We start from the raw sequence: 23,794 nt of genomic DNA, 5'->3' as shown, positions 1-23,794 counted from the left end.
GTAATATTTGTTAAGCAAAATGAGTGCCATAAGGCTACAGAGTGAGATTGATGATGCGTTTGCTGATGAATGAATTATTTATGTTCTAAAGTGAAAATTTTCATAACTGATGAAAGTTGAGTTTTTATGAGCAACTGATTTACAACATCTTGTTGATGCAGTTGCTCATATTTTACATCGACTTAAAACTTACGTTGATAATTGATAAAGAAACGATTTTCCACAAAGTCATTGCCATGATCTTGATCATATTTGGCAAATAAATGTTGTATTGAAAAACCTTTGAGCATCGGTTGTTGGAAGGTATAACTTGTAAATAAGTTAAACTCAGATTCCTTATTTTTCTGCCCATTTGCCATTTTAATATCATCGCCCATGGCATATTTGGCAGTACTCGTCAGACCAGGTACATAGTCTTTAAAATCATAACCATAGATGAAATGCCAAGATTTCTCATTTTTCTTGAAAAAGCCAGTGACATTCCAATTGATAAAATATAACTCAGGTAAAAAACCATCCGGTAAAGGGTAGGCATCGCCCACGATCTGCTGATAGCCCACGCCAATACTATGATTTTTTACTTTTATCGTTTCCAATAAGCCGATGTTTTGACTGTCGATGTCTAATGCACTGCTATTGTCCTGTGAATTAAAATAGCGCAACTTGGAATGTAGTGCGATATTTTCGGCAATCGGATATTTATGTTCAACACCTAAATAATGCTTGTCATATAAATTATCCAAATGCCCATAGTAGTAATTCACATTTAAATCTTTATTTACATCATAGACAAAGTTGATGTAGTCCAAGCCATCTGAATAGTGTTTTACACCATTTTGCGTATAAGAAAATTTATAGAAATCTTCTTTATTCCGTGGTGAATTACGAGTGACATGTCCAAGTTCAACTTTTAATTTATCCATCACAGGAAATTTTAAATTTACCCCTTGATAGGTGGTGAGTAGCTGACGACTTGTGTCGACGGTGGTCATCGGTAAATTCAGCCACAATTCCCCAACACGCAGTTCTGCCTGATCATATTTCAGTTTCAGTGTGCCACCGTATTTTAAATAATCATCGGCTTGTTCTTTTTTGATTGGGTCAAAAGGCAACACCGTATCATCCACATGCTTATCGTTGCTAAGGCGGACTGCATATTGCACCGAACCATCGACACCGATTTGGATCGGCTGATCTAAAATTTGTAGCGGTGTGTCATGAAATTTTGAAGTGTAAAATAATGACGCACCTTGCGACCAACTGCCTGTATCTTTGACATTTGACTGATCAAAATTACGATCGATATAGGCATTTTTTAGGGTGAATTTCCATTCATCTTCCGCATGGAGTTGTTGCATCATGGCACAGCCATTGATCAGCATCAGTGCGGAAAAAAGTGTTGAAAATGAGCGTTTTTTTAACATAAGGCATCCTTGACTTAAGTTTATTTCCAAATGAAAGGAGATTGTTTTTGAACGTCTTCCGCATCAGGTTCGAGTGCGATGCCTGTACGATCTTTGAAAATACAAATCGCAAGGAATGCAATCACCGACATCACAGTCAAATAAGCACTGACCAAATAAATTCCATTTACTTTGCCAATGAGTGCTGCTGCAATGAGTGGGGCAAATGCACCACCGATGATCGAACCAATCGCATAGGTAATTGAAATACCTGAGAAACGAATCGAAGCAGGGAACAGTTCTGAGTAGAAAACTGCTTGTACGCCGTAGGTGATACCGATACCCATGGATAAAAGTGCCAAGCCCAACATGATCAAGCCGTAGTTACCTGTACTGATCAGTGGAAATAGAGCAAGTGCAGTAATGACTTGGATGATTGAACCCACGATATAAATCGGTTTACGTCCAAATTTGTCAGACAGTACCGCTGATAACCACGTGAAGAATGTCCAAATTACCGCTGAAATACTGACTAAACCAAGAATAGTAGGGCGGTCGAGGTTTAAACCTTTTGGATTGGTGGTAAAGCTTTGGATGAAACCACCCGCAGTCATATAGCCTAGTGCAGTTGTTCCTGCGATCAACAATGCTGAACTGAAAATAACTTTTTTGTATTGACCAAATAATTCACGGATTGGTTTTTGAGTCGTACCTTTTTGCTTTAATTCTTCAAAAATCGGGCTTTCTTCGACTGAACGACGAATCCAATAACCCAAAGCGAACAGTAAAATACTCAATAGGAATGGAATACGCCAACCCCATGCCATAAATTCTTCACCCGGTGATACATAGCCTGTCATGATCACGAGTACCAAAGACGCAAGCAATAAACCAAGTGGAACGCCAAGTTGAGGGAACGAGCTGAATAGACCACGTTTTTCAGTCGGTGCATGTTCAACTGCCATCAACACAGCGCCGCCCCATTCACCACCTGCGGAGATGCCTTGTAAGATTCGCAGTAAAATCAAAATGATCGGTGCAGCAATGCCGATGCTGTCATAGGTCGGTAATAGACCAATCAAAGTTGTGGTACCGCCCATCATGATCAAGGTGATGGCAAGTACGGTTTTACGTCCAAATTTATCGCCGAAATAGCCTGCGATGAATGCACCAAAAGGACGGAAAATGAAACTGATTCCCACCGATGCAAAAACCAATAGGGTTGCAAAGACAGGTCCTGCAGGTTTAAAGAACAGTTGATTGAAGACTAAGCCTGCAACTGCGGCATAGATAAAGTAGTCGTACCATTCGATGGTAGTGCCCACGATGGTTGCCATTGCGATTTTACGGGTACGTGACGCATGGGGTAATGCAAGCGTCGGGCTGTGCAGTTCTACTTGAGAATTTTCCATAGCATTTCCTTTTTTGTCTTGTGCGAGCGGCTTCAATCTATTTTTTAGTTTTTGATTGGAACCATATCCTTGTCGCCATGATTCGTCATGAATCAATTCATTTAATTATGCTTAATAATTTTTAAAAAGATACACCTTAAATAATATTTATTTAAAATTGTATCTTTTAAATAAATTTATGAACTTTGTTTTATTGAATTTTATTTCTAAATAAAAAATATATATCAATAATTTACAATTTTAAATTTATTGAAAAGTGTTGTTTATTCAAAATAATATAATGTAAAAATAATTTTTAATATTTAAAAGTGTATCATGTTTTATTGTTTTAATCGCAAAAAAGCCTAGATAAAAGGTCTTTTATCTAGGGGAGGAAATGGATGTGGTTTTAATACATCGCATTGGTGTGTACGTCAATCATAGTTCAATAATGAGTAATGAAGTTCATTCTCCCTTTAGGAGCTAACTCCGCAAGAGGATAAGATTACTGAATCTCCCTCATCCTAACCTTCTCCCAAAGGGAGAAGGGACTTCCATTATTAAGAGTTCTATCTCCTGAGCAAGTTTTAAAGCACTGCTTTAAAATGAGGCGTAAGTGAGGGCTAGGGAGAGGTTGTATTTTGAATACCCTTATTCCACCTTTTATTTTTAATTTTAGCGATAATTAGTAACATCAAGAAACTAAGCAGCATCTAACGTAGTTTCGTCATAAATTAAAGTTGTACCTGTGGCTTGAATGACTTCTTCAAGACTGATGTCAGGCGCAAGTTCAACAATACGTACTGTATTGTCAATAATATCAAATACACCATAATTGCTGATGATTCGGCTGACCACGCCTTGTCCTGTTAAGGGGAGTGTGCATTGATCTAAAATTTTGGCTTCACCATTTTTATTGCAATGCTGCATCATCACCACAATTTTTTTAGCGCCTGCGACCAAGTCCATTGCGCCACCCATGCCTTTGACTTTATGTCCCGGAATCATCCAATTGGCAATATCGCCTGTTTTAGACACTTGCATCGCACCCAAAATTGCCACATCGACATGACCACCTCGGATCATGGCAAATGAGTCTGAGCTTGAGAAAAATGATGCGCCTGATTTAGTAGTGACGGTTTGTTTGCCTGCATTGATCAAATCTGCATCGACTTGTTCTTCAAGCGGAAATTCGCCAATGCCCAATAAACCATTTTCAGATTGCAGCCAAATATGCAGTTCAGGGTCGATATAATTCGCCACCAATGTCGGTAAACCGATGCCTAAATTGACATAATCGCCATCGTGTAACTCTTGTGCAGCACGTTGTGCCATTTGTTCTTGTGTCCAAGCCATGAGCGTATTCCTTATGCAGCACTTTTGACGGTTCGAATTTCAATGTGTTTGTTTGGATTTGGATTGACCACAATACGATCGACATAAATACCGGGGAGGTGAATGTCATCAGGATCTAATTCTCCAATTTCGACCAATTCTTCTACTTCTACGATGGTGAGTTTGGCAGCCATCGCACAGTCGGGATTGATATTGCGGGCAGTTTTGCGGAACACTAAGTTGCCTGCTTTATCCGCTTTGTAGGCTTTTACCAAAGCAAGATCAGCATTTAATGCTTCTTCAAGTAGGTAGTTTTGCCCTTTAAAGTTACGGACTTCTTTGCCTTCTTGTACCGCTGTTCCTACACCTGTTTTGGTATAAAAAGCGGGGATACCTGCGCCTGCGGCACGTAATTTTTCAGCCAATGTACCTTGTGGAGTGAGTTCGACTTCGAGTTCACCTGCGAGGTATTGGCGTTCAAATTCTTTGTTTCCGCCAATGTATGATGAAATCATTTTTTTCACTTGGCGTGATTCAAGGAGTAGGCTTAAACCGATGCCGTCGATGCCTGCATTATTACTAATACAGGTCAGTTGTTGGGCATTGGAGTCACGTAAGGTTTGAATAAGTAACTCAGGAATGCCACATAAACCGAAACCACCGACAGCAATCAGCATATTGTCCTGAACAATATCAAACAGTGCTGCCTGACTATTTGGATAGACTTTATTCATTTTGAAATCCTTCAATGATGCTCCAAAATCCATATTTGGAAAGGTGTCTTTTATCAATGGTGCTGTGAATTGAAATTTCTTTACCTTTAAAAGGATGGAAAATTTAATTAAATAAGCATATTTATTGATGCTCCGAAGTTAAAAAAATGCGCTTTTTTAACAGCTTTAAGGCTATTTGAAGGTGTCTTACATCAATAGTTTTAATTTCAGGATTAACCTTCGGTTCGACCTACTTTTCTTTCGGGAAAAGTAGGCAAAACCATTGTCATCCGCAAAACTCGCCAACTACCACCATTTGATTGATAGTTCGCAGAAACATTAACTTGTCTATGTAGTCCTGCCTCAAACAGTTGCGGATGACGTTAGCGCGTATCCATATCGGTCATAATAAAACTTATTAATGAACAAAAAACCTAGTCACGATTTACGAGGGTTAAAATGTCGTAAGTTGCGACCAATTCATTGCGTTGGTTTTTGACTTTAATGTCCCAAACCACTACGCCATGCGGTTTTTGTTCAGGATCGCGCAATGGTTTCGGTGTTTTTTGCTTACAAGTCAGTTCAACTTGAATGGTGTCACCAATTTTCACAGGTTCGACAAAACGTAAATTGTCCATACCATAGTTGGCAATTACAGGTCCCGGTGCAGCATCGACAAATAAACCTGCCGCTGCCGAAACGATAAAGTAACCATGCGCAACACGATCACCGAACAGGGAATCTGCCGCAGCGATTTTGTCCATATGTGCATAGAAATGGTCGCCACTTAAACAGGCAAAATTCACAATATCTGCTTCAGTCACCGTACGACGAGCTGTCAATAAACGCTCACCTACACGCAGTTCATCAAAGGATTTTTTGAACGGATGAACACGATCTTCAAACACTTGCGAACCAATCGTCCAACTGTGTCCGATTTGGGTCATCGCATTTGGTGAGCCTTGAATCGCAGTACGTTGCATATAATGTTTTACTGCACGTAAACCGCCCAATTCTTCACCGCCACCTGCACGTCCCGGACCGCCATGCACAAGCAATGGAAGTGGTGAACCATGACCTGTACTTTCTTTGGCATTTTCAGCATCAAGGACATGTACACGACCATGCCATGGTGCGATTTTGGCAATGATTTGTTCAACATTTTCATCCGCATTGCGAACTACAGATGCAACTAAACTACCTTCACCTTTTGCCACTAACTGAGCCAATTCGGCAAGATTGTGATAAGGCATCAAGGTGACGACAGGACCAAATGCTTCAACTTGGTGAATGGCTTGCGCTTCATTAGGTGATTTACACACTAAAACTGTTGGCGGATAGAACGCACCATTTTCAGGGTGTTCTGCAACAATGTTAAAGTCTTGACGTAAATGGCTACCGAAAACAATTTCAGCATCTTGGCTGAGTTGTTCAACTCTTTCAGCCACATCGTGTTTTTGTTTAACACTTGCCAATGCACCCATGGTGACATTTTCAAGTTCAGGATTACCGACCACGACTTTCTGTAGCTTCACAACCAAACGGCTTTGTACCGTATCCAATAAATTTGCAGGAACAAAAGCACGGCGGATCGCAGTACATTTTTGACCTGATTTGGTGGTCATTTCACGGAAAACTTCACGTACAAATAGGTCGATAGTTTCGTCATTGGCTTGTTCAGTCAAGATCGCACTATTCACCGAATCCGCTTCCATGCTGAATGGAATTGAATATTGATTTAAATGCGGATGCGCACGTAATTTCTGACCTGTAGAGGCTGAACCTGTAAAGGTTACCGTATCTTGTGCATTTAAATGTTCAAATAAATCATAAGTCTGACCACAGATCAGCTGTAAAGCACCTTCAGGTAAGAAGCCACTTGCCAAAATATCAGCAACTACAGCATGGGTCATTTCTGCGCCTTCAGTCGCAGGTTTAACGATACAAGGTACACCTGCCAAAAGTGTCGGTGCGATTTTTTCTAACATTCCCCAAATTGGGAAGTTAAAAGCGTCAATGTGTACTGCAACACCTGCTTTCGGGCTAAGGATATGTTTTGCGCCAAAGGTGCCATTTTTTGACAATGGAATCCATGCATCTTCAACCAATGCAGTTTCATCGCTCAGTTCACGGCGGACTAAACTTGAGTAGGCAAATAAAGTACCGATTCCGCCTTCGACATCAATCCAAGCATCTTTACGGGTACAGCCTGTTGCTTTGGCAAGTTCATAATAATTTTCTTTGCGTTCAAGTAGATATTGCGCCACTTGTTTTAAAGCATTGGCACGTTCATGGAACGTCAGATTAGCAATCGCTGAACCTTTGCTTTTTGCAAACTCAACAATAGCTTTGGTGTCGATGCCTTGGCTGCTGACTTGATAAATCGCATCACCTGTAATGGCATGGTAAACAGTACGGAACTCATTTTGTGCAATAAAGTTCTGTCCATAAACCAAAGAACTTAATTTTTTCACGTCAGATGCTTGTGTGGAAGCATCGTGATCTGCATTGTGCTCGGTTGGATTTGATCCTGCATCTAGCTCAAGCATGGCTAACTCCTTTTATGATACGTTTTACATAAATTTTTAATTTTGATGATTCATAATTTGTTCCTTTATTTTTAAATTGTCAAATATTTTTCCATTAAAATGCTGTAACAACAAATATTTAAAAATTAATATTATTGAAATACAGTAGGTTAATGAATTTTGCTGAAAATTTTAATATGATACATATAAAATAGTATTGATTTTTTATTCGTATCGTTTTACTTTGAATCTCATAAACACTTGGGATAAGTGAGGACACAATGAAAAATCATCAACAAGATTTTGATCAAGCGCTTGAAAAGGACATTTCAATCGAACCAAAAGATTGGATGCCTGATGCATACCGTAAAACTTTAATTCGCCAAATCGGACAACATGCACACTCAGAAGTAGTTGGCATGTTACCTGAGGGCAATTGGATTACACGTGCGCCAAGTTTGAAACGTAAAGCAGTATTGTTGGCAAAAGTGCAAGATGAAGCAGGGCATGCTTTGTATTTATATAGTGCGGCTGAAACTTTGGGTGCAGATCGTGACGACATGATGGATAAACTCATCGCAGGTCGTATGAAATATTCTTCAATTTTCAACTATCCAACGCTGTCTTGGGCAGATGTTGCCGCAATCGGTTGGTTGGTCGATGGTGCTGCGATCGTGAATCAGGTGGCATTGTGTCGTACCTCTTATGGTCCTTATGCACGTGCCATGGTTCGTGTCTGTAAAGAAGAAAGTTTCCATCAACGTCAGGGTTTTGAGGCGATGATGCAACTTGCAAATGGGACACCTGAGCAAAAACAAATGGCGCAAGATGCGGTCAATCGTTTTTGGTGGCCTGTGCAAATGATGTTTGGTCCAAGTGATGACAATTCTCCAAACAGTGCGCAAAGCATGCAGTGGAAAATCAAATTATTCAGCAATGATGCATTACGCCAAAAATTTGTTGATAACACTGTGCCACAAGTACACATGTTGGGTTTGACTGTACCTGATCCTGATCTTCGTTTTAATGAAGAAACAGGGCATTACGAGTCAGGTCCAATCAATTGGGATGAGTTCAATGACATCCTTGCAGGTAAAGGTCCTTGCAACCATGAGCGTATCGAAGCACGTCGCAAAGCGTGGGAAGGCGGAAAATGGGTGCGTGATTCAGCAGCAGTGTATGCACAAAAGCAACAAGCTGATGAAACTGCAAAAGTCGCTTAATTCACAGCACTCTTAATCCACAGCACATTGGTTCATTATCGTTTTAAATTTCAGGAAGGCTTCTCTCATGAACAATAAAAACAATTGGTCGTTATTCGAAGTATTTGTACGTAGTAAACAAGGTTTAAGTCATCGTCATGTGGGTAGCTTACGTGCGCCTGATGCTGAAATTGCCTTGCAAAATGCCCGTGATGTCTATACCCGTCGTAATGAAGGGATCAGCATTTGGGTGGTGAAATCTGAGCTGATCACTTGCTCACAACCTGAGGAAAAAGAAGAATTTTTCGATCCTGCTTTGGATAAGGTTTATCGTCATCCGACTTTTTACCATATCCCTGATGGCATTGAGCACATGTAAGGAGTAGGCAAATGAATCATTCAGTATTTTCTCAATATCTTTTGCATTTGGCAGACAGCCAACTGATTTTATCGCACCGTTTGGCGGAGTGGTGTGGTCATGCGCCTGAATTGGAGCTTGATATTGCACTTGCCAATATTGGTTTGGATTTACTTGGTCAAGCTCGTACTGTGCTGAGCCTTGCAGGTGAAGTCGAGGGTCTAGGTCGTGATGAAGATCAATTGGCTTTTTTCCGCACTGAACGTGAATATCGCAATTTATTGCTTTGTGAACAACCAAACGGCGACTTTGCGCAAACCATCGTCCGTCAATGGTTAATGGATCATTATCACCATTTACTCTTCGCCGCTTTAAGTAATAGCAACCATGCGGAATTACGTGCCTTTGCTATCAAGTCTTTGCGTGAAGTGAAATATCACTTACGTTTTTCAACCGCTTGGATGGAGCGTTTAAGTCTCGGTACAGCAGAAGCGCATGAAAGAACCCAAAATGGTTTAAATGAATTGTGGCGTTTTACCGAAGAGCTTTTTGATCTCAGCGCAGATGAACAGCAATTGGTACAAGATGGTGTGATTCCAAATATCACGCTGTTAAAAGCACAGTGGCTAGACGTTGTAAATGCAGAAGCTGCGCATTATGGCTTGAACATTCCTGAATTGGGTGCGTATCGCCGTGGTGCAAAACAAGGTTTGCATACTGAACATTTGGGCTATGTTTTGGCTGAAATGCAATCTATGCAACGTAGTTATCCAAATATGAATTGGTAATTCTGTCAGAACAAGGAGCAAGTTCCATGAATTTAATTCGACAATGTACTGATCAATGTTGGGATGTTTTGGCACAAATTTCTGATCCTGAAATCCCTGTTTTGTCTGTGGTGGATTTGGGCATGATTCGTGGTGTGGAATTCAATCAGGACAATGAACTTGTGGTTCGACTGACACCAACTTATAGCGGATGCCCTGCAACAGATGTATTAAAAGCTGAAATTGAACAAGCATTTACACAGCATCAACTTACCCCTGTCAATGTGGTGGTGGATTTATCCGAAGCGTGGACAACTGATTGGATGAGCCAAAACGGCAAAGACAAATTGAAAAAATATGGCATCGCACCGCCAAAGGGCGAAGCGCATAGCTGTGGTACTCATGTGGCATTGACCGATGGCATTGAATGCCCTCATTGCCACAGCGTACACACCAAATTATTAAGTGAATTTAGTTCGACTGCATGCAAAGCCTTATATCAATGCAAAGACTGCTTAGAACCATTTGACTATTTTAAATGTATTTAACAGCGTATTTTCATAGTCAAACAGAAAGAGGGATTTTCAAATGAGTCAATTTATACCATTAACCATTAAATCAATTACGCCTCAAACTGAGCAGGCAATTTGTATTGCATTTGATGTCAGCCCTGAATTACAAGCTGATTTTCAATATCAAGCAGGGCAACATCTCACCATTCGTCATTTAACTGATGCAGGTGAAATTCGCCGTTGTTACTCGATTTGCAGTGATCACAATGAAGACATGAGCATTGCCATTAAAAAAATTGATCAAGGTCAATTTTCAAATTGGGCAAATGACAATTTAAAAGCAGGCGATCAGCTTGAAGTCATGCCACCACAAGGCGTGTTCTTCCAAAAAGCTGCCAAAGTCGGTGGTAAAAATTATCTTGGCTTTGCCGCAGGCAGTGGTATTACTCCGATTTTATCCATTGTCAAAACTGTGTTATTGCAACAGGAAGATGCCAATTTTACTTTGATTTATGGCAACCGTACTTGGAAACAAACCATGTTTGCTGAGCAAATTATGGATTTGAAAGATCGTTTTAAAAATCGTTTTCAGTTGGTGAATGTTTTTTCTCGTGAAATGAATGACAGTGCTTTATTTAATGGTCGTATTGATGCTGAAAAATTACAGTCATTATTCAAGGCGGATTTGATCAATGCAGATTTTGATCACTGTTTTGCCTGTGGTCCTGATGAAATGATGGATGCGATTGAAACCGTATTGCCTGAACTTGGTATTGCGCGCAGCAAAATTCACACTGAACGTTTTAATACAGGGACAGCGAAAAAAGCCACTGCGGAACAGATCGAAAGCCGTAATGAAGAAAAAGTGAATATCGTACTTGATGGACGTGAGTTGATCATTGAAGTATCGAAAGAAGATGACAGTATTTTAGATGCAGCGCTTCGTGCAGGTGCAGATTTGCCATACGCATGTAAAGGTGGTGTGTGCGCAACCTGTAAATGTAAAGTTTTGGAAGGTCAGGTCGACATGGCGATCAACTACAGCTTAGAGCCCGAAGAAGTTGAACGTGGTTATGTACTCAGTTGTCAGGCACGTCCTGTAACGCCAAATGTGCGCATTAGCTTTGATGATTAAAATAGGTTCTAAAATTCAATCACGAGATTGAAATTTAGAACTTAAAACAGCGTGTAAAAACAGAACATTGATGAATACAGTTTTGATGAATCAGGATTTGATATTTTAGAAATTGAAAAACTCTAATAAAAATCAAATCAAAACATCAAGTGGAGCAATAAGATGGAATTCTTAAAAAGCCAACAGGTGAAATCAGGCGTGATGCTGATCGAACTGAATCGCCCTGAAAAGCGCAACGCTTTGAATAATGACACATTACAAGAACTTGTGACTTTACTGAAAAGTGTGGATGCAGATTCAAACATTAAAACCGTGGTGATTACCGGCAATGAAAGCTGTTTCGCTGCGGGTGCAGATTTAAATGAACTTGCAGCCTTGGATGTGGTGTCAATTCAACAAGATCAACGTCCATTGTTATGGAAACAGATTGATGAGTTTTCCAAACCGATCATTGTTGCAGTCAATGGCTTTGCCTTTGGCGCAGGCTTTGAGTTGGCTTTACATGGTGACATCGTACTGACAGGTGAAAATGCACAATTTGCTTTACCTGAAATTGGTTTGGGGATGTTGCCGGGGGCAGGTGGCACACAGCGTTTAGCACGTTCGGTGGGGCAACAACTGACCATGCGTTGGGCGATGACAGGTGAGCGAATTTCAGCGCAAACCGCATTGCAACATGGCATCACAAGTCAAATTTGCCCGACCCAATTAACCGTGCAATATGCGATTGAACTTGCAGAAAAAATTGCCAAGCAAGCACCACTTGCGATCCGTGTCATTAAACAATCTTTGAAATCTATTCATGAAGTGACTTTAAGCCAAGGCTTGAAGCAAGAACGTCAGCATTTTGTTTGGCTTGCAGCGACCCAAGATCGCCAAGAAGGCATCAATGCATTTTTAGAAAAAAGACAACCAAATTTTAGAGGTGTGTGATGGATTACCAAACAATTATTGCAGAAGAAAAGAAAGCAGTCGGTTATTTAACGTTTAACCGTCCAAAACAGCTCAATAGCTTTAATGAAACCATGCATCAGGAAGTGTCACAAACGCTGAAAGCATGGGCTAAAGATTCAAACATTCGTGCGGTGGTGATCTCTGCGGAAGGTCGTGGTTTTTGTGCAGGGCAAGATTTGGGTGACCGTGTGGTTGATCCAAATGCGGATGCACCTGACTTGGGTCTTTCGATTGAAAAATATTATAACCCATTGATTAAATTGATTACGGAAATGCCAAAACCCGTGATTTGTGCGGTAAATGGTGTGGCAGCAGGTGCAGGCGCAAATATTGCTTTAGCGTGTGATGTGGTGATTGCAGCGCAATCGGCTTCATTTATCCAAGCATTTTGTCGCTTAGGTTTAGTGCCCGACTCAGGTGGTACATGGTTCTTGCCACGTTTGGTTGGTCGTGCTCAAGCGATGGGACTTGCGATGTTGGGCGATAAAATCCCTGCTGAAAAAGCGGTGCAATTGGGCATGATTTGGCAATGTGTTGCAGATGAAGAATTGAAAACTGAAGCTGCAAAAATGGCGGAACATTTGGCAACCCAACCGACTTATGGATTGTCACTGATCAAAAAAGCCATCAATGCCGCAGCAGACAATAATTTGGATGAACAACTGATTTTAGAACGTGATTTACAACGTTTGGCAGGGCGTTCAAGTGACTATAAAGAAGGCGTACAAGCATTTATGCAAAAACGTACTCCTGAATTTAGAGGATGCTGATCATGCAAAACCTCAATTTACAGCAAGCAAAAGTCGCTGTGATTGGTGCAGGGACAATGGGAATGGGCATTGCCCAACTCGCAGCCATGCACGGTCATACAACTTATGTATTTGATTTGGATGTTGAAAAAGCCAATGCTGCATTTGCACAATTAAAAGTACAACTTGAAAAACGTGTGCAATTGGGAAAAATGACCCAAGCCGTGGTTGATTCTACACTTGGCAATATTCAAATCGTTGCAGAGCTTCAACAGCTTTCGGTTGCAGATTTGATCGTTGAAGCTGTGGTGGAAAAGAAAGAAGTTAAACAAAGTTTATTCAAACAGCTTGCTGAGATATGTTCAGAACAGACTATTTTCGCTTCAAATACATCTTCGATTTCAATCACTGCAATTGCTTCGGTGATTCCACATCCTGAACGTGTGGTGGGTTTGCACTTCTTTAACCCTGCACCTGTGATGAAATTGGTGGAAATTATCCGTGGTTTAAAAACCTCAGAACAGATTGCACAGTCATTATTCAGCTTGATGCAAGCATGGAAAAAAGTTCCTGTGACAGCAAAATCGACACCGGGATTCATCGTGAACCGTGTTGCACGTCCATATTATGCGGAAGCGTTTCGTGCATTGCAGGAAAATGTCACAACGCCTGAACAGCTTGATTATATTTTGCGTGAATGTGGTCATTTTGCCATGGGGCCATGTGAATTGACGGATTTAATTGGGCAAGATGTGAATTTTTCAGTGACGCAAAGTGTCTATCAAGAATTTTTCTATGAGCCACGCTATCGTCCATCGTTGATCCAAAAAGAATTGGTTGATGCAGGTTGCTATGGTCGTAAAAGCCAACAAGGTTTTTATGATTATCATCAGGCAGAACGTACACCAAGCTATCATTTAGCTGACCTTTCTGCTGTTCAATCTGCAACATTCAATCTACAGGTTGTTGGTGAGTGGGCGCATGACACAGGTCTAATTCAACGCCTGAAAAATGCGGATAATATTCATATTTCCAATGCAATTGCAGATCATGAACTGCTTCGTTTGGATGACATTACCATCCAACTCAGTCAAGGGCAGTCTGTAGACATTGATCATACCCATGAAAAAGTGGTGTTGATGGATTGGCAAGCTGATTGGGCAATGGCTAAGGCTGTGGTTTTAACCGCTTCGCCATTATGCACAACGACTGATCGTGAAAAAGTCAGCCAACTTTTTGCAACATTGGGCGTGACAAGTATTTGGGTGAAAGATCATCCTGCTTTATTTGTGATGCGTAGCATTGCAATGTTGGTGAATGAAGGCTGTGAAGCGGTTTTACATGATATTGCCACAGAACAAGATATTGATTCGGCAATGAAATATGGTGTGAATTACCCGAAAGGCCCATTCCAATGGGCGACTCAAATCGGTTATACACAAATTCTAAATACGCTTGAAAATTTATACCGGATCTATGGCGAGGAACGTTATCGTCCAAGCTTATATTTACGTAAAAAAGTCGCACTGCAATCTATTCATCACACAGATGAAGAAGCGGAAGCTCAAACACTAAAACAAGCAGGCTAAGGGAGAAGAATAATGGAACAGGTATTTATTTGTGATGCAATTCGTACCCCGATCGGTCGCTATGCAGGTGCGTTGAGCAGCATTCGTGCTGATGATTTGGCAGCGTTGCCAATTGAATATTTAAAACAGCAACACCCTGATTTACCTTGGGAACAGTTGGATGAAGTGATTTTAGGCTGTGCCAATCAAGCAGGCGAAGATAACCGTAATGTGGCACGTATGGCTGCATTATTGGCGGGCTTACCTGATGCTGTTCCTGCAATTACCGTAAATCGTCTATGTGCTTCGGGCTTGGATGCTGTTGGTTTGGCAGCCCGTGCGATTAAATCAGGTGAGGCGCAATTTGTCTTGGCAGGTGGTGTGGAGTCGATGAGCCGTGCGCCATTTGTACAGTCGAAACCTGAAGCTGCATTTAGCCGTACCCCAAGTATTTATGACACCACCATCGGTTGGCGTTTTATCAATCCAAAATTCAAAGCCAATTTTGGTGTGGATAGCATGCCTGAAACGGCTGAAAATGTGGCTGAAAAATATCAAATCAGTCGTGCAGATCAAGATTTATTTGCATTAAACAGCCAACAAAAAACCGCAAAAGCGCAGCAAAGTGGTATTTTTAAAGCAGAAATCTTGCCTGTAAATATTATGGATCGTAAGAAAAATACGGTTCAAGTGACTGAGGATGAACATCCACGTGCAGATACCACACTTGAAGCATTGGCAAAGTTAAAAGCGCCATTTCGTAAAGAAGGCGGTTCGGTGACTGCGGGCAATGCATCGGGTGTCAATGATGGTGCAGCATGTGTGCTTTTGACGAGTGAGAATTTTGCCAAAGACAATGGCTTAGAACCGCTTGCCAAAGTGATTGCGATTGCAAGTGCGGGTGTAGAAGCCAAATATATGGGCATCGGTCCTGTACCTGCGGTGCAAAAAGTCTTGAAACTTTCAGGTTTAAGTTTGGATCAAATGGATGTGATTGAGTTGAATGAAGCTTTTGCAGCACAGTCTTTGGCAGTAATGCGTGAGTTAGGTTTAAAAGACGATGATGCACGGGTCAATCCAAACGGCGGTGCAATTGCACTAGGACACCCGCTTGGTATGAGTGGAACACGTTTGGTCATCACTGCCATGCATGAACTCAAACGTCGTCAAGGGAAATACGCACTTTGCACCATGTGTGTCGGTGTTGGGCAAGGTGTAGCGCTGATTTTGGAAAATGTCGCTTAAGCTTTTTTATGGATTAAAAGTTAAGACACAACAGGATTGTAAATGACAGCCAAAGGATGGCTGTTCAAGGAGAAATAAGATGAATAATAATGCTTTGGAACAAATCGAAACGGCATCTATTGATGAATTACGCAGTGTGCAATTACAACGTCTGAAAAAGACTTTGCAACATGCTTATGACAACAGTAGCGTGTATAAAAAGAAATTTGATGATGCAGGTGTGCATCCTGATGATTTAAAAAGCTTAGAAGATTTAGCCAAATTTCCATTTACCACAAAAAAAGATTTACGTGATAACTATCCTTTTGGCATGTTTGCTGTGCCACAAGAGCAGATTGTCCGTGTCCATGCTTCCTCGGGTACCACAGGTCAGCCAACAGTGGTGGGTTATACGCAAAATGATATTAACATTTGGGCAGATGTGGTCGCACGTTCACTCCGTGCCGCAGGATTAAGCAATAAAGATACCATTCAAGTGTCTTATGGTTATGGCTTATTTACAGGTGGTTTAGGTGCGCATTATGGTGTTGAGCGTTTAGGCGCAACTGTGATTCCAATGTCAGGTGGGCAAACTGACAAACAAGCGCAATTAATCAATGATTTTAAACCAACTGCTTTGATGGTCACGCCATCCTACTGTCTAAATATCATTGAAGCCTTAGAGAAAAAATTTGGTACGGCAAAATGCTCAATCAAAACAGGCGTATTTGGTGCTGAGCCATGGACCAATGAAATGCGTAAAGAGATTGAAGATCGCTTTGGTATCAATGCATTGGACATTTACGGTTTATCGGAAGTGATGGGACCGGGTGTGGCGATGGAATGTCTTGAAAGTAAAGATGGTCCAACCATTTGGGAAGATCATTTTTATCCTGAAATCATCAACCCTGAAACAGGTGAAGTATTGGCAGATGGTGAGTTAGGCGAATTAGTATTCACCACCATTACCAAAGAAGGGATGCCTGTGATTCGTTATCGTACCCGTGACTTAACCCGACTATTGGCAGGAACTGCTCGTCCAATGCGCCGCATGGATAAAATTGTCGGTCGCAGTGATGATATGATGATTATCCGTGGGGTAAATGTGTTCCCAACGCAGATCGAAGAACAAATTTTACATATTCCGCAACTTTTGCCGAATTATGAAATTCAAATTTGTAAGCAAGGTCATTTAGATACATTGCATATTCGTACTGAAATGCGTCAAGATATTCATCCTGATTTAACCCAACAATTGGCGACACAACTGAAAAGTCAGATCAAGACCATGGTGGGAATTTCAGTCAGTGTTGAAATTCTACAGGAAGGCACATTGCCACGTTCAGAAGGCAAAGCACAACGTGTATTTGACATTCGACATGTTGTTCAGGAACACTGTAAGTCTGCTTAGTGGATACGCTGATGCTGCATAGAATGGGTTGAAAAATATAAGGTAATAGTGAAACGATATGAATCCAAAACTCAAACAGGCAATTGATGATTTTATTGGCAAAGAAGCGCTGAGTGGCACGTCTTTGATCATGACGGTATTTGGTGATTGCGTTTATCATCATGGTGGGATTATCAGTCTTGCAAGTCTGATTCAATTGATGGATGTGTTTGGATTCAATGAACGTTCGGTGCGGACTGCGGTGTTTCGTTTGGTGCAAAATGGTTGGTTGGTGTCCGAGAAAATCGGGCGCACCAGCTACTATCGAGTGACTGAAACGAGTCGACAACGTTTTGTACAAGCGGATGCTAAAATTTATAATTTCAACCATATCGAATGGGATCAAAAATGGGACTTGGTACTGCTCAGTTCAGTTGATCTTGAAAATAAATTGGTGTTAAAGAAAGAGTTGGAATGGTTAGGATTTGCCAATATCGCAAGTAATGTGATGGCATATCCGGGCTGTGATCATTTAAAACTGCAAAATTTATTGCTCAATCTGAAAATGACCGATCAAGTGGTGATTTTCAAAGCTGAAACTTTACAACTTTGGCAAGAATCTTATCCAACAGTTAAACGGATGGTGGAAACCAATTGGTCGGTGGCGGAGTTACATGCCCGTTATGACAAATTTATCAAAGACTTCCGTGAGTTTATGAATATTGTTGAAAATGCCGATGATTTAGATGCAGTTCAGGCGTTTCAAATTCGGATTTTATTGATTCATCAATATCGCCGTATTTTGCTCAAAGATCCTGATTTGCCATCGGAATTATTACCTTCCAATTGGTTGTCGTTAAATGCCCGTAATTTGAGCAGTAATTTGTATCAATTGGTGGTGTCGAGCGGTGAAGAATTCTTTATGGAGTTTGCACGAACTTCTGAAGGGGCAATGCCACCATTGCATCCGCAATTTTATAAACGTTTTGGTGGTTTAAAGCAGGAAGAGTTAGCTGTTTGATTAGAAATAATGTATCTAACTGCGATTAGGGACTAAATTTAAATTAGATCTACATTGTATTCACAAATTACACGGCGGTGTCTTACATCAAAAAAATTAATTTTAAGATTAGCCTTCGGCTCGGCCTACTTTTTTTTCGGAAAAAGTAGGCAAAACCATTGTCATCCGCAAAACTCGTCGACTACCGAATATTGATTAATTGCATTGCAAAAACAATACTTAACAAAAGTAGTCCTGCCTCAAACAGTTGCGGATGACGTTATCGCGTATCGATATTAAAAATATGTTTTTGATGTTGTAGAGAAACAACTGCACTTAAAAATATAATACTAATGCAAAGGACTAAAATATGACCTGTTATGCAATTGATGGTGTGATTCCTGTCGTCAGCCCCAAAGCTTATGTACACCCCACAGCAGTCTTAATTGGTGATGTGATCATCGAAGAAGGCGTATATATCGGACCTTTTGCATCCTTACGTGCTGATTTTGGTGGCATTCACATCAAGAAAAATGCAAATGTACAAGATAACTGCGTGATTCATGGATTCCCCAATAGCGTGACCGTTGTGGAAGAATATGGACATATCGGACATGCTGCGATTTTACATGGCTGTCAAATTGGCAAAAATGTTTTAGTAGGAATGAACAGCGTGATTTTGGATTATGCTGAAATTGGTGAAAATACTATTATTGGGGCAAATAGTACCGTCAAAGCCAAAGCGATCATTCCTGCCAATGTTTTAGCTTTGGGTAGTCCTGCAAAAGTGATTCGTGATTTGGAAGCCAAAGAAATTGCGTGGAAAAGCAAAGGGACTGAGGAATATATCCATTTGGCACAGCGTTGTTTAAATACTTTGCAAGAAGTTGAACCGCATACAGAAGTACAAGCAGGGCGTTTAACGCATGAAGTTTTTGGTGGGCAGCATCAGACAAAAAATAACTGAATTAAAAATTATCTGTACAGTTCATCGCCATTATTCAAGTTGAGGAAGACTTGATCTCATACTGCTGAGCAAATCTAAAATCATCAATAAAATGGTTTGATTTTTAAGCGACGTATATTGTCGTATCATTCGTTGGTATAACTATAACTTCCTATTATTATGATTATACTGAGGTTAACTCATTATAATCTTTATAAAAATGGAACAGCTCAATCCTTCTGATTTAAAAGCAATATTACATTCAAAACGTGCCAATATTTACTATCTTGAACACGCTCGTGTCATGCAAAAAGATGGTCGGGTGCTGTATCTGACCGAAGCTAAAAATGAAAACCAATACTGGAATATTCCCATTGCCAATACCACAGTGGTGATGCTTGGCACAGGTACGTCCATCACTCAGGCAGCCATGCGTATGCTTGCGAGTGCAGGCGTGTTGGTCGGTTTTTGTGGCGGTGGCGGAACGCCGTTATTTATGGGTTGTGAAATAGAATGGATGACGCCACAGAGTGAGTATCGCCCAACGGAATACATGCAGGGATGGATGCAGTTCTGGTTTGATGATCAAAAGCGTTTAGAAGTTGCTAAGCAATTTCAGCTTTCACGGATTGAATTTATCCGAAAAATTTGGGACAAAGATCGGGATTTAAAAGCCGAAGGTTTTTATTTAGATGATCTTGATATTCAAAATGCATTAAATGGTTTTGAAAAGAAAATTCCAAATTTAAATAAAGTCGGTGACTTATTGCTTGCTGAAGCTGCGACCACCAAACAGCTTTATAAAATCTCTGCGACACGTACAGGCTCGAAAGATTTTAGCCGTAATCTTGAACAGGGTGATTTAGCCAATGATTTTCTTAATCATGGGAATTATTTAGCCTATGGTTTAGCAGCAACGACACTTTGGGTATTAGGCATTCCACATGGCTTTGCAGTCATGCATGGTAAAACCCGCCGTGGGGCTTTGGTCTTTGATGTGGCAGATTTGATCAAGGATGCTGTGGTTCTGCCTTATGCTTTTATCTGTGCCAAAGAAAAAATGACAGAGCAGGAGTTCCGTCAGCAGGTATTGCAGAAATTTACCGAGCATCGCTGTCTTGATTTCATGTTTGATCAAGTCAAATTGCAAGCTTGCAAAAATCATGATGTGGATGGAGATACATTATGATCGTGACATTCATTTCTCAATGTGAAAAGAAAGCGATTCCACGTACTCGCCGTGTACTAGATGCTTTTGCAGATCGGATCGGGGATAACACGTGGCAAACCGTAATCACGGAAGATGGTTTGATTGCTGTAAAAAAGTTACTTCGTAAAACCGTGACCAAAAGTACTGCGGTGAGTTGTCATTGGATACGTGGGCGACGTAGAAGTGAATTGCTGTGGGTGGTGGGGAATCGGAATAAGTTTAATTCAGAGGGGATTGTTCCTGTGAATAGTACCCAAAAAGAAGTATTTATGGATGTGATGACAATGAAAGCAAAGAAAGACGAATTTTACGCAAATACACACTTACAGCCTTTGGCTGAGCATTCATTTGCAATTGGTTATTTAGCACAGCAATTGTTTAAAAAAGTGGTGGATAATGAAGAATATGAAAACCTCTCTAAAGTGGCATTTCTAGCAGGTTGCTTACATGATTTAGGAAAGTTAGACCCTCATTTTCAGGATTGGGTGAAAAAAGCGAAACAGCCTGATGATATTGAGGACGGACAACATATCGAAAAAGGTAAATTCAGTTTTGATAAACATCCACGTCATAATGAAATTTCATTGTTGATATTTAATCTTTTAGAGCAACAATGTAAAAATTTAAATAATCGTCAGAAAGAAAGTATTCAACATGTTTTGTATTGGCATCACGCGAAGCCATATCGTCAAAATGATGATTTTACAGGCAGTTATAAGGCGTATGAATATTTAATGAAGAATATCGGTGCAGAACAATTTGCAGTTTTGATTAAAAATAGTACCTATGTTATTAAGCGCATGAATGGAATTGCTAAACACTTCAATTCAGTAGAGTTAATAGAACAGCATTTACCTTGGAGTGATGAGGACTGCACAGGATTGATTGAAAATTTTGAATATATGTTCAAAAGTCGAAGCTTTCCCGATTTTAAATCTTATGCAAGTACAGATTCAACGGATGTATTGACAGGTAAAATTCAAACTAATGCACAGCATAATTTATTACGTGCTTGTGTGATCAGTGCTGATCGAATTGTATCTAAGCAAACAGCGCAAGATTTGGTGGATTTTATTGCTGAAAAACGTTTGGATGAATTGTTGGAAGATCAGGAAATTTTATCTGATTTAGCAGAACATTTGAAAAATGTAGCAACGAAATTCCCTGATAGTGAAAGAACACAAAAGCAGAATCAAGTTGCGCAAGAGCTTGCAGATTTACGTGATATTGCAGTGCTTGCAGGTCCTGCAGGTTGTGGTAAAACCAAAATTGCTTTGGAATGGGCACGACTGAAAGATGCCAAGAAAATTATTTGGGTATGTCCTCGTGTACAAGTCTGCCAAGGGATTTTTGAGGAATTAACACAGGATTATTTACCTGATGCAAAAGTTGAAATTTTGACAGGTGAATTTAAATATATTCATGAAAACGGTAAGACGCTCAACGAACCAAAACCATTTTCGGGTGATGTCGTTGTTACCACAATCGACCAAATTTTAGGTCCGATTGTTCAGGCTTCGCTTAATATTACGAGTCAACATATGTTGAGTGAAATGACTTCACCTGAAAATATGCTACAGCGTATGGGGCGTTTAGATCGTTTTGGTGAAAATGATGCAGTGAATATTTTACAGGTTGCGATTACTGAAAATGTTAAAAATGGTAGTTGCAAAGGTTCATTGGCTTACTTTTTAAATCAATTGAATAGTTTACAAACCACAAAAGCATGGTATGACTTCTTGCAAGATCGTTTAAATGGGAAAGTCTTTAAGATCGCTGAGTTATATACGCTGTATCGTGAATTTTACGCACATCAAGTGCAGTTGAATGATAAGTCTGCTGTTATTCAGGATATGGATAAGGCTTTAAAGAAAAGCATTGATTTATTAAATAAAAAAGTCACTGAACCGACTAAAGTCATGAAGCCTAAAACGGCAGAGAAAAAGTCTAAGATCAGTAAAAACTCATTACGTGGTGACAGCCGTTTTGTACAATTGGCAGTTTTAAATTTAAATGATTTTAGACAGCCAATTTTTGAAAATGAATATGCTTATACACCACCTTTGGATGATAAAACTGAATATGACAATCTGGCAGAATCTTTAAATATTATCAGAGATTTAGGATTGATTACTTTTATTGCGCAGAAGCATGGTAATGTCGATTCGACACATCCAGTCAAAGGGATTCCTGAGAAAAAACAACAAGCTCGTTGTGCTGTATTGGAGAATTATGCACGAGATGCAGATTATCCACTGTATTTAAGTTATATCGAAGATGATCTCAATAAAGTGGGTGGAACAGGTGTTCGACATCCTGAGGCAATCTATTACGCAGTCACAGATCAACAGCCAATCGGCTCAATATCATTAGATAAATTAAAGTTTTTAACAACAACACAAGAGGGGAAATAACATGGCTAAAGTAACAGGCGTGAAAAGCGTAGACTTTAAAATCACAGCGTATGGTTATGGGGTTGTGAATTGGAATGGTCCGACATCATTGACAGGAAATGATGGTAAGACGGTTGATAACCATACTTTACCTAAGTTACGTGGATTCAGTAATTTATCGGGTAAAATTAAAGAAGAAACAGGTTATAAATATCGTAAAGAAGCATCAGATATTAATTTTGATGAAACACCGTTATACATCAGCCAAAACTGTATTCGTCATCATTTATTCCGTGAACAGTCATTTGACTTACATTATGCCAAAGATAAAAACTTGATTGATGTTGTTGCTTCGATTACAGGCTTAATTCGTGGTTATGTTGTGCCATCAAGTCAATGTAAACGTACAAGTCCTTTATTAATTACGGATTTTATTGATCAATTGGGTAATGGTAATTTCGAACAGCTTTCAAATGCGAGTTCAAGTGAGGAAATTACGCAAGCCGATGGTACAAAAACATATAAGCGTGGTGAGAACTCAATTTTCTCTAAAACCACATTTGGTGATACTGAATACGAAGCTTATGGTTCAATCAGTATTGAGCAACTGCAATTTATTTCACTCGATAAAAAATTTGACCGAGCATCTATGCTGATTAAAGAAGGTGAAGGTGAAAAGATTGCTGAAACCGTACAAAACTTTATTAAAAGTTTAGATCCAACTAAAGAGCCGAAAGCAATTTTCCATAAAAATTATGTACGCAAAGGTACGATTTTTAATGAGGGTGAAGTTGGGATTTTATTGGATAACACGGCGATTGATATTCTAGTAAATGAAACGCTTAATATGCTTCAAGAATTAGTGATCAAACAAGCCAAAGGTTATATGTGTGTTGATACTTTGGAAGTTGATTATAATGATAGCCATAAAATGATGCGTATTAAACGTCATCCTGATCAAGCAAACACTGAACCTCAAACAGATTATGCGGTTTATTTTGAAGCGCAATAATGAG

The 23,794-nt window shown here is 40.0% G+C and carries 20 protein-coding genes; 15 read left to right on the top strand and 5 right to left on the bottom strand.

Features of this window, described 5'->3' with window-relative positions; genetic code table 11:
• Positions 1-182: 182 nt before the first annotated feature.
• The 5 genes from EXE10_RS11450 to paaZ all read right to left on the bottom strand — a co-directional run bounded on the left by EXE10_RS11450 (position 183) and on the right by paaZ (position 7,391).
• Positions 183-1,424 carry an OprD family outer membrane porin gene (locus tag EXE10_RS11450; RefSeq protein ID WP_130113450.1) on the bottom strand — a complete coding sequence of 414 codons (1,242 nt, stop codon included), beginning with the start codon at positions 1,422-1,424 and terminating at the stop codon, positions 183-185.
• A gap of 20 nt (positions 1,425-1,444) precedes the next feature.
• A complete protein-coding gene (locus EXE10_RS11445; protein ID WP_130113449.1) occupies positions 1,445-2,815 on the bottom strand; it encodes an MFS transporter in 1,371 nt (456 codons plus the stop codon).
• 681 nt (positions 2,816-3,496) lie between these two features.
• Positions 3,497-4,150, bottom strand: a complete 654-nt coding sequence (locus EXE10_RS11440; protein WP_068975402.1) for a 3-oxoacid CoA-transferase subunit B — start codon at positions 4,148-4,150, stop codon at positions 3,497-3,499.
• Between the two features lie 11 nt (positions 4,151-4,161).
• Entirely contained in the window at positions 4,162-4,863 is a 702-nt protein-coding gene (locus tag EXE10_RS11435) for a CoA transferase subunit A (protein ID WP_130113448.1), read from the bottom strand.
• Positions 4,864-5,276: 413 nt separating this feature from the next.
• Positions 5,277-7,391: a phenylacetic acid degradation bifunctional protein PaaZ gene (gene paaZ / locus EXE10_RS11430; RefSeq protein WP_130113447.1), complete on the bottom strand. Its 2,115-nt coding sequence runs from the start codon at positions 7,389-7,391 to the stop codon at positions 5,277-5,279.
• Between the two features lie 260 nt (positions 7,392-7,651).
• On the opposite strand from paaZ, the gene paaA reads away from it, so the two are divergent.
• The 15 genes from paaA (at position 7,652) to cas7fv (ending at position 23,790) form a co-directional block, all read left to right on the top strand.
• Positions 7,652-8,593: a 1,2-phenylacetyl-CoA epoxidase subunit PaaA gene (gene paaA / locus EXE10_RS11425; protein ID WP_068975399.1), complete on the top strand. Its 942-nt coding sequence runs from the start codon at positions 7,652-7,654 to the stop codon at positions 8,591-8,593.
• Between the two features lie 67 nt (positions 8,594-8,660).
• Complete coding sequence (paaB, locus tag EXE10_RS11420) at positions 8,661-8,951, top strand: 1,2-phenylacetyl-CoA epoxidase subunit PaaB (RefSeq protein WP_068975398.1); 291 nt, start codon at positions 8,661-8,663, stop codon at positions 8,949-8,951.
• Between the two features lie 11 nt (positions 8,952-8,962).
• Positions 8,963-9,718: a 1,2-phenylacetyl-CoA epoxidase subunit PaaC gene (gene paaC / locus EXE10_RS11415; protein WP_130113446.1), complete on the top strand. Its 756-nt coding sequence runs from the start codon at positions 8,963-8,965 to the stop codon at positions 9,716-9,718.
• 26 nt (positions 9,719-9,744) lie between these two features.
• Positions 9,745-10,245: a 1,2-phenylacetyl-CoA epoxidase subunit PaaD gene (gene paaD, locus EXE10_RS11410; RefSeq protein ID WP_087552542.1), complete on the top strand. Its 501-nt coding sequence runs from the start codon at positions 9,745-9,747 to the stop codon at positions 10,243-10,245.
• A gap of 40 nt (positions 10,246-10,285) precedes the next feature.
• On the top strand, positions 10,286-11,344 hold the full coding sequence (gene paaE, locus EXE10_RS11405; RefSeq protein ID WP_130113445.1) for a 1,2-phenylacetyl-CoA epoxidase subunit PaaE: 1,059 nt from the start codon (positions 10,286-10,288) through the stop codon (positions 11,342-11,344).
• Positions 11,345-11,506: 162 nt separating this feature from the next.
• Positions 11,507-12,277, top strand: a complete 771-nt coding sequence (locus EXE10_RS11400) for an enoyl-CoA hydratase-related protein (protein WP_130113444.1) — start codon at positions 11,507-11,509, stop codon at positions 12,275-12,277.
• A complete protein-coding gene (gene paaG / locus EXE10_RS11395; RefSeq protein WP_130113443.1) occupies positions 12,277-13,068 on the top strand; it encodes a 2-(1,2-epoxy-1,2-dihydrophenyl)acetyl-CoA isomerase PaaG in 792 nt (263 codons plus the stop codon). Before EXE10_RS11400 ends, paaG begins: the two co-directional genes overlap by 1 nt.
• A 2-nt stretch (positions 13,069-13,070) precedes the next feature.
• A complete protein-coding gene (locus tag EXE10_RS11390; protein ID WP_130113442.1) occupies positions 13,071-14,636 on the top strand; it encodes a 3-hydroxyacyl-CoA dehydrogenase in 1,566 nt (521 codons plus the stop codon).
• A 12-nt stretch (positions 14,637-14,648) separates the two neighbouring features.
• On the top strand, positions 14,649-15,860 hold the full coding sequence (gene pcaF, locus EXE10_RS11385; protein ID WP_130113441.1) for a 3-oxoadipyl-CoA thiolase: 1,212 nt from the start codon (positions 14,649-14,651) through the stop codon (positions 15,858-15,860).
• Between the two features lie 79 nt (positions 15,861-15,939).
• Positions 15,940-17,250, top strand: a complete 1,311-nt coding sequence (gene paaK, locus EXE10_RS11380; RefSeq protein ID WP_087552547.1) for a phenylacetate--CoA ligase PaaK — start codon at positions 15,940-15,942, stop codon at positions 17,248-17,250.
• Between the two features lie 58 nt (positions 17,251-17,308).
• On the top strand, positions 17,309-18,250 hold the full coding sequence (locus EXE10_RS11375) for a PaaX family transcriptional regulator C-terminal domain-containing protein (RefSeq protein ID WP_087552548.1): 942 nt from the start codon (positions 17,309-17,311) through the stop codon (positions 18,248-18,250).
• Between the two features lie 349 nt (positions 18,251-18,599).
• Complete coding sequence (locus EXE10_RS11370) at positions 18,600-19,196, top strand: DapH/DapD/GlmU-related protein (RefSeq protein WP_130113440.1); 597 nt, start codon at positions 18,600-18,602, stop codon at positions 19,194-19,196.
• 199 nt (positions 19,197-19,395) lie between these two features.
• Positions 19,396-20,364 carry a type I-F CRISPR-associated endonuclease Cas1f gene (gene cas1f, locus EXE10_RS11365; protein ID WP_130113439.1) on the top strand — a complete coding sequence of 323 codons (969 nt, stop codon included), beginning with the start codon at positions 19,396-19,398 and terminating at the stop codon, positions 20,362-20,364.
• On the top strand, positions 20,361-22,799 hold the full coding sequence (locus EXE10_RS11360; protein WP_130113438.1) for a CRISPR-associated endonuclease Cas3'': 2,439 nt from the start codon (positions 20,361-20,363) through the stop codon (positions 22,797-22,799). The genes cas1f and EXE10_RS11360 overlap by 4 nt, the downstream gene beginning before the upstream one ends.
• 1 nt (position 22,800) lies before the next feature.
• Positions 22,801-23,790: a type I-Fv CRISPR-associated protein Cas7fv gene (gene cas7fv, locus EXE10_RS11355; RefSeq protein WP_130113437.1), complete on the top strand. Its 990-nt coding sequence runs from the start codon at positions 22,801-22,803 to the stop codon at positions 23,788-23,790.
• The last annotated feature ends 4 nt before the right edge of the window (positions 23,791-23,794 follow it).

Origin of the sequence: Acinetobacter sp. WCHAc060033, assembly GCF_004209125.1 — a bacterium.
Taxonomy (GTDB): Bacteria; Pseudomonadota; Gammaproteobacteria; order Pseudomonadales; family Moraxellaceae; genus Acinetobacter; species Acinetobacter wuhouensis.
The sequence above is the reverse complement of the archived record's forward strand: the minus strand, read 5'-3'. Positions and strand labels throughout refer to the sequence as shown.

Excerpts from the sequence above, each read along its gene's own strand:
- pcaF (WP_130113441.1), top strand. The coding sequence starts at position 14,649 with ATGGAACAGGTATTTATTTGTGATGCAATTCGTACCCCGATCGGTCGC.
- EXE10_RS11440 (WP_068975402.1), bottom strand. The coding sequence starts at position 4,150 with ATGGCTTGGACACAAGAACAAATGGCACAACGTGCTGCACAAGAGTTA.
- paaE (WP_130113445.1), top strand. The coding sequence starts at position 10,286 with ATGAGTCAATTTATACCATTAACCATTAAATCAATTACGCCTCAAACT.
- paaD (WP_087552542.1), top strand. The coding sequence starts at position 9,745 with ATGAATTTAATTCGACAATGTACTGATCAATGTTGGGATGTTTTGGCA.
- EXE10_RS11400 (WP_130113444.1), top strand. The coding sequence starts at position 11,507 with ATGGAATTCTTAAAAAGCCAACAGGTGAAATCAGGCGTGATGCTGATC.
- EXE10_RS11450 (WP_130113450.1), bottom strand. The coding sequence starts at position 1,424 with ATGTTAAAAAAACGCTCATTTTCAACACTTTTTTCCGCACTGATGCTG.
- paaB (WP_068975398.1), top strand. The coding sequence starts at position 8,661 with ATGAACAATAAAAACAATTGGTCGTTATTCGAAGTATTTGTACGTAGT.
- paaZ (WP_130113447.1), bottom strand. The coding sequence starts at position 7,391 with ATGCTTGAGCTAGATGCAGGATCAAATCCAACCGAGCACAATGCAGAT.
- cas7fv (WP_130113437.1), top strand. The coding sequence starts at position 22,801 with ATGGCTAAAGTAACAGGCGTGAAAAGCGTAGACTTTAAAATCACAGCG.
- EXE10_RS11360 (WP_130113438.1), top strand. The coding sequence starts at position 20,361 with ATGATCGTGACATTCATTTCTCAATGTGAAAAGAAAGCGATTCCACGT.
- paaC (WP_130113446.1), top strand. The coding sequence starts at position 8,963 with ATGAATCATTCAGTATTTTCTCAATATCTTTTGCATTTGGCAGACAGC.
- paaA (WP_068975399.1), top strand. The coding sequence starts at position 7,652 with ATGAAAAATCATCAACAAGATTTTGATCAAGCGCTTGAAAAGGACATT.
- paaG (WP_130113443.1), top strand. The coding sequence starts at position 12,277 with ATGGATTACCAAACAATTATTGCAGAAGAAAAGAAAGCAGTCGGTTAT.
- cas1f (WP_130113439.1), top strand. The coding sequence starts at position 19,396 with ATGGAACAGCTCAATCCTTCTGATTTAAAAGCAATATTACATTCAAAA.
- EXE10_RS11370 (WP_130113440.1), top strand. The coding sequence starts at position 18,600 with ATGACCTGTTATGCAATTGATGGTGTGATTCCTGTCGTCAGCCCCAAA.
- paaK (WP_087552547.1), top strand. The coding sequence starts at position 15,940 with ATGAATAATAATGCTTTGGAACAAATCGAAACGGCATCTATTGATGAA.
- EXE10_RS11435 (WP_130113448.1), bottom strand. The coding sequence starts at position 4,863 with ATGAATAAAGTCTATCCAAATAGTCAGGCAGCACTGTTTGATATTGTT.
- EXE10_RS11375 (WP_087552548.1), top strand. The coding sequence starts at position 17,309 with ATGAATCCAAAACTCAAACAGGCAATTGATGATTTTATTGGCAAAGAA.
- EXE10_RS11390 (WP_130113442.1), top strand. The coding sequence starts at position 13,071 with ATGCAAAACCTCAATTTACAGCAAGCAAAAGTCGCTGTGATTGGTGCA.
- EXE10_RS11445 (WP_130113449.1), bottom strand. The coding sequence starts at position 2,815 with ATGGAAAATTCTCAAGTAGAACTGCACAGCCCGACGCTTGCATTACCC.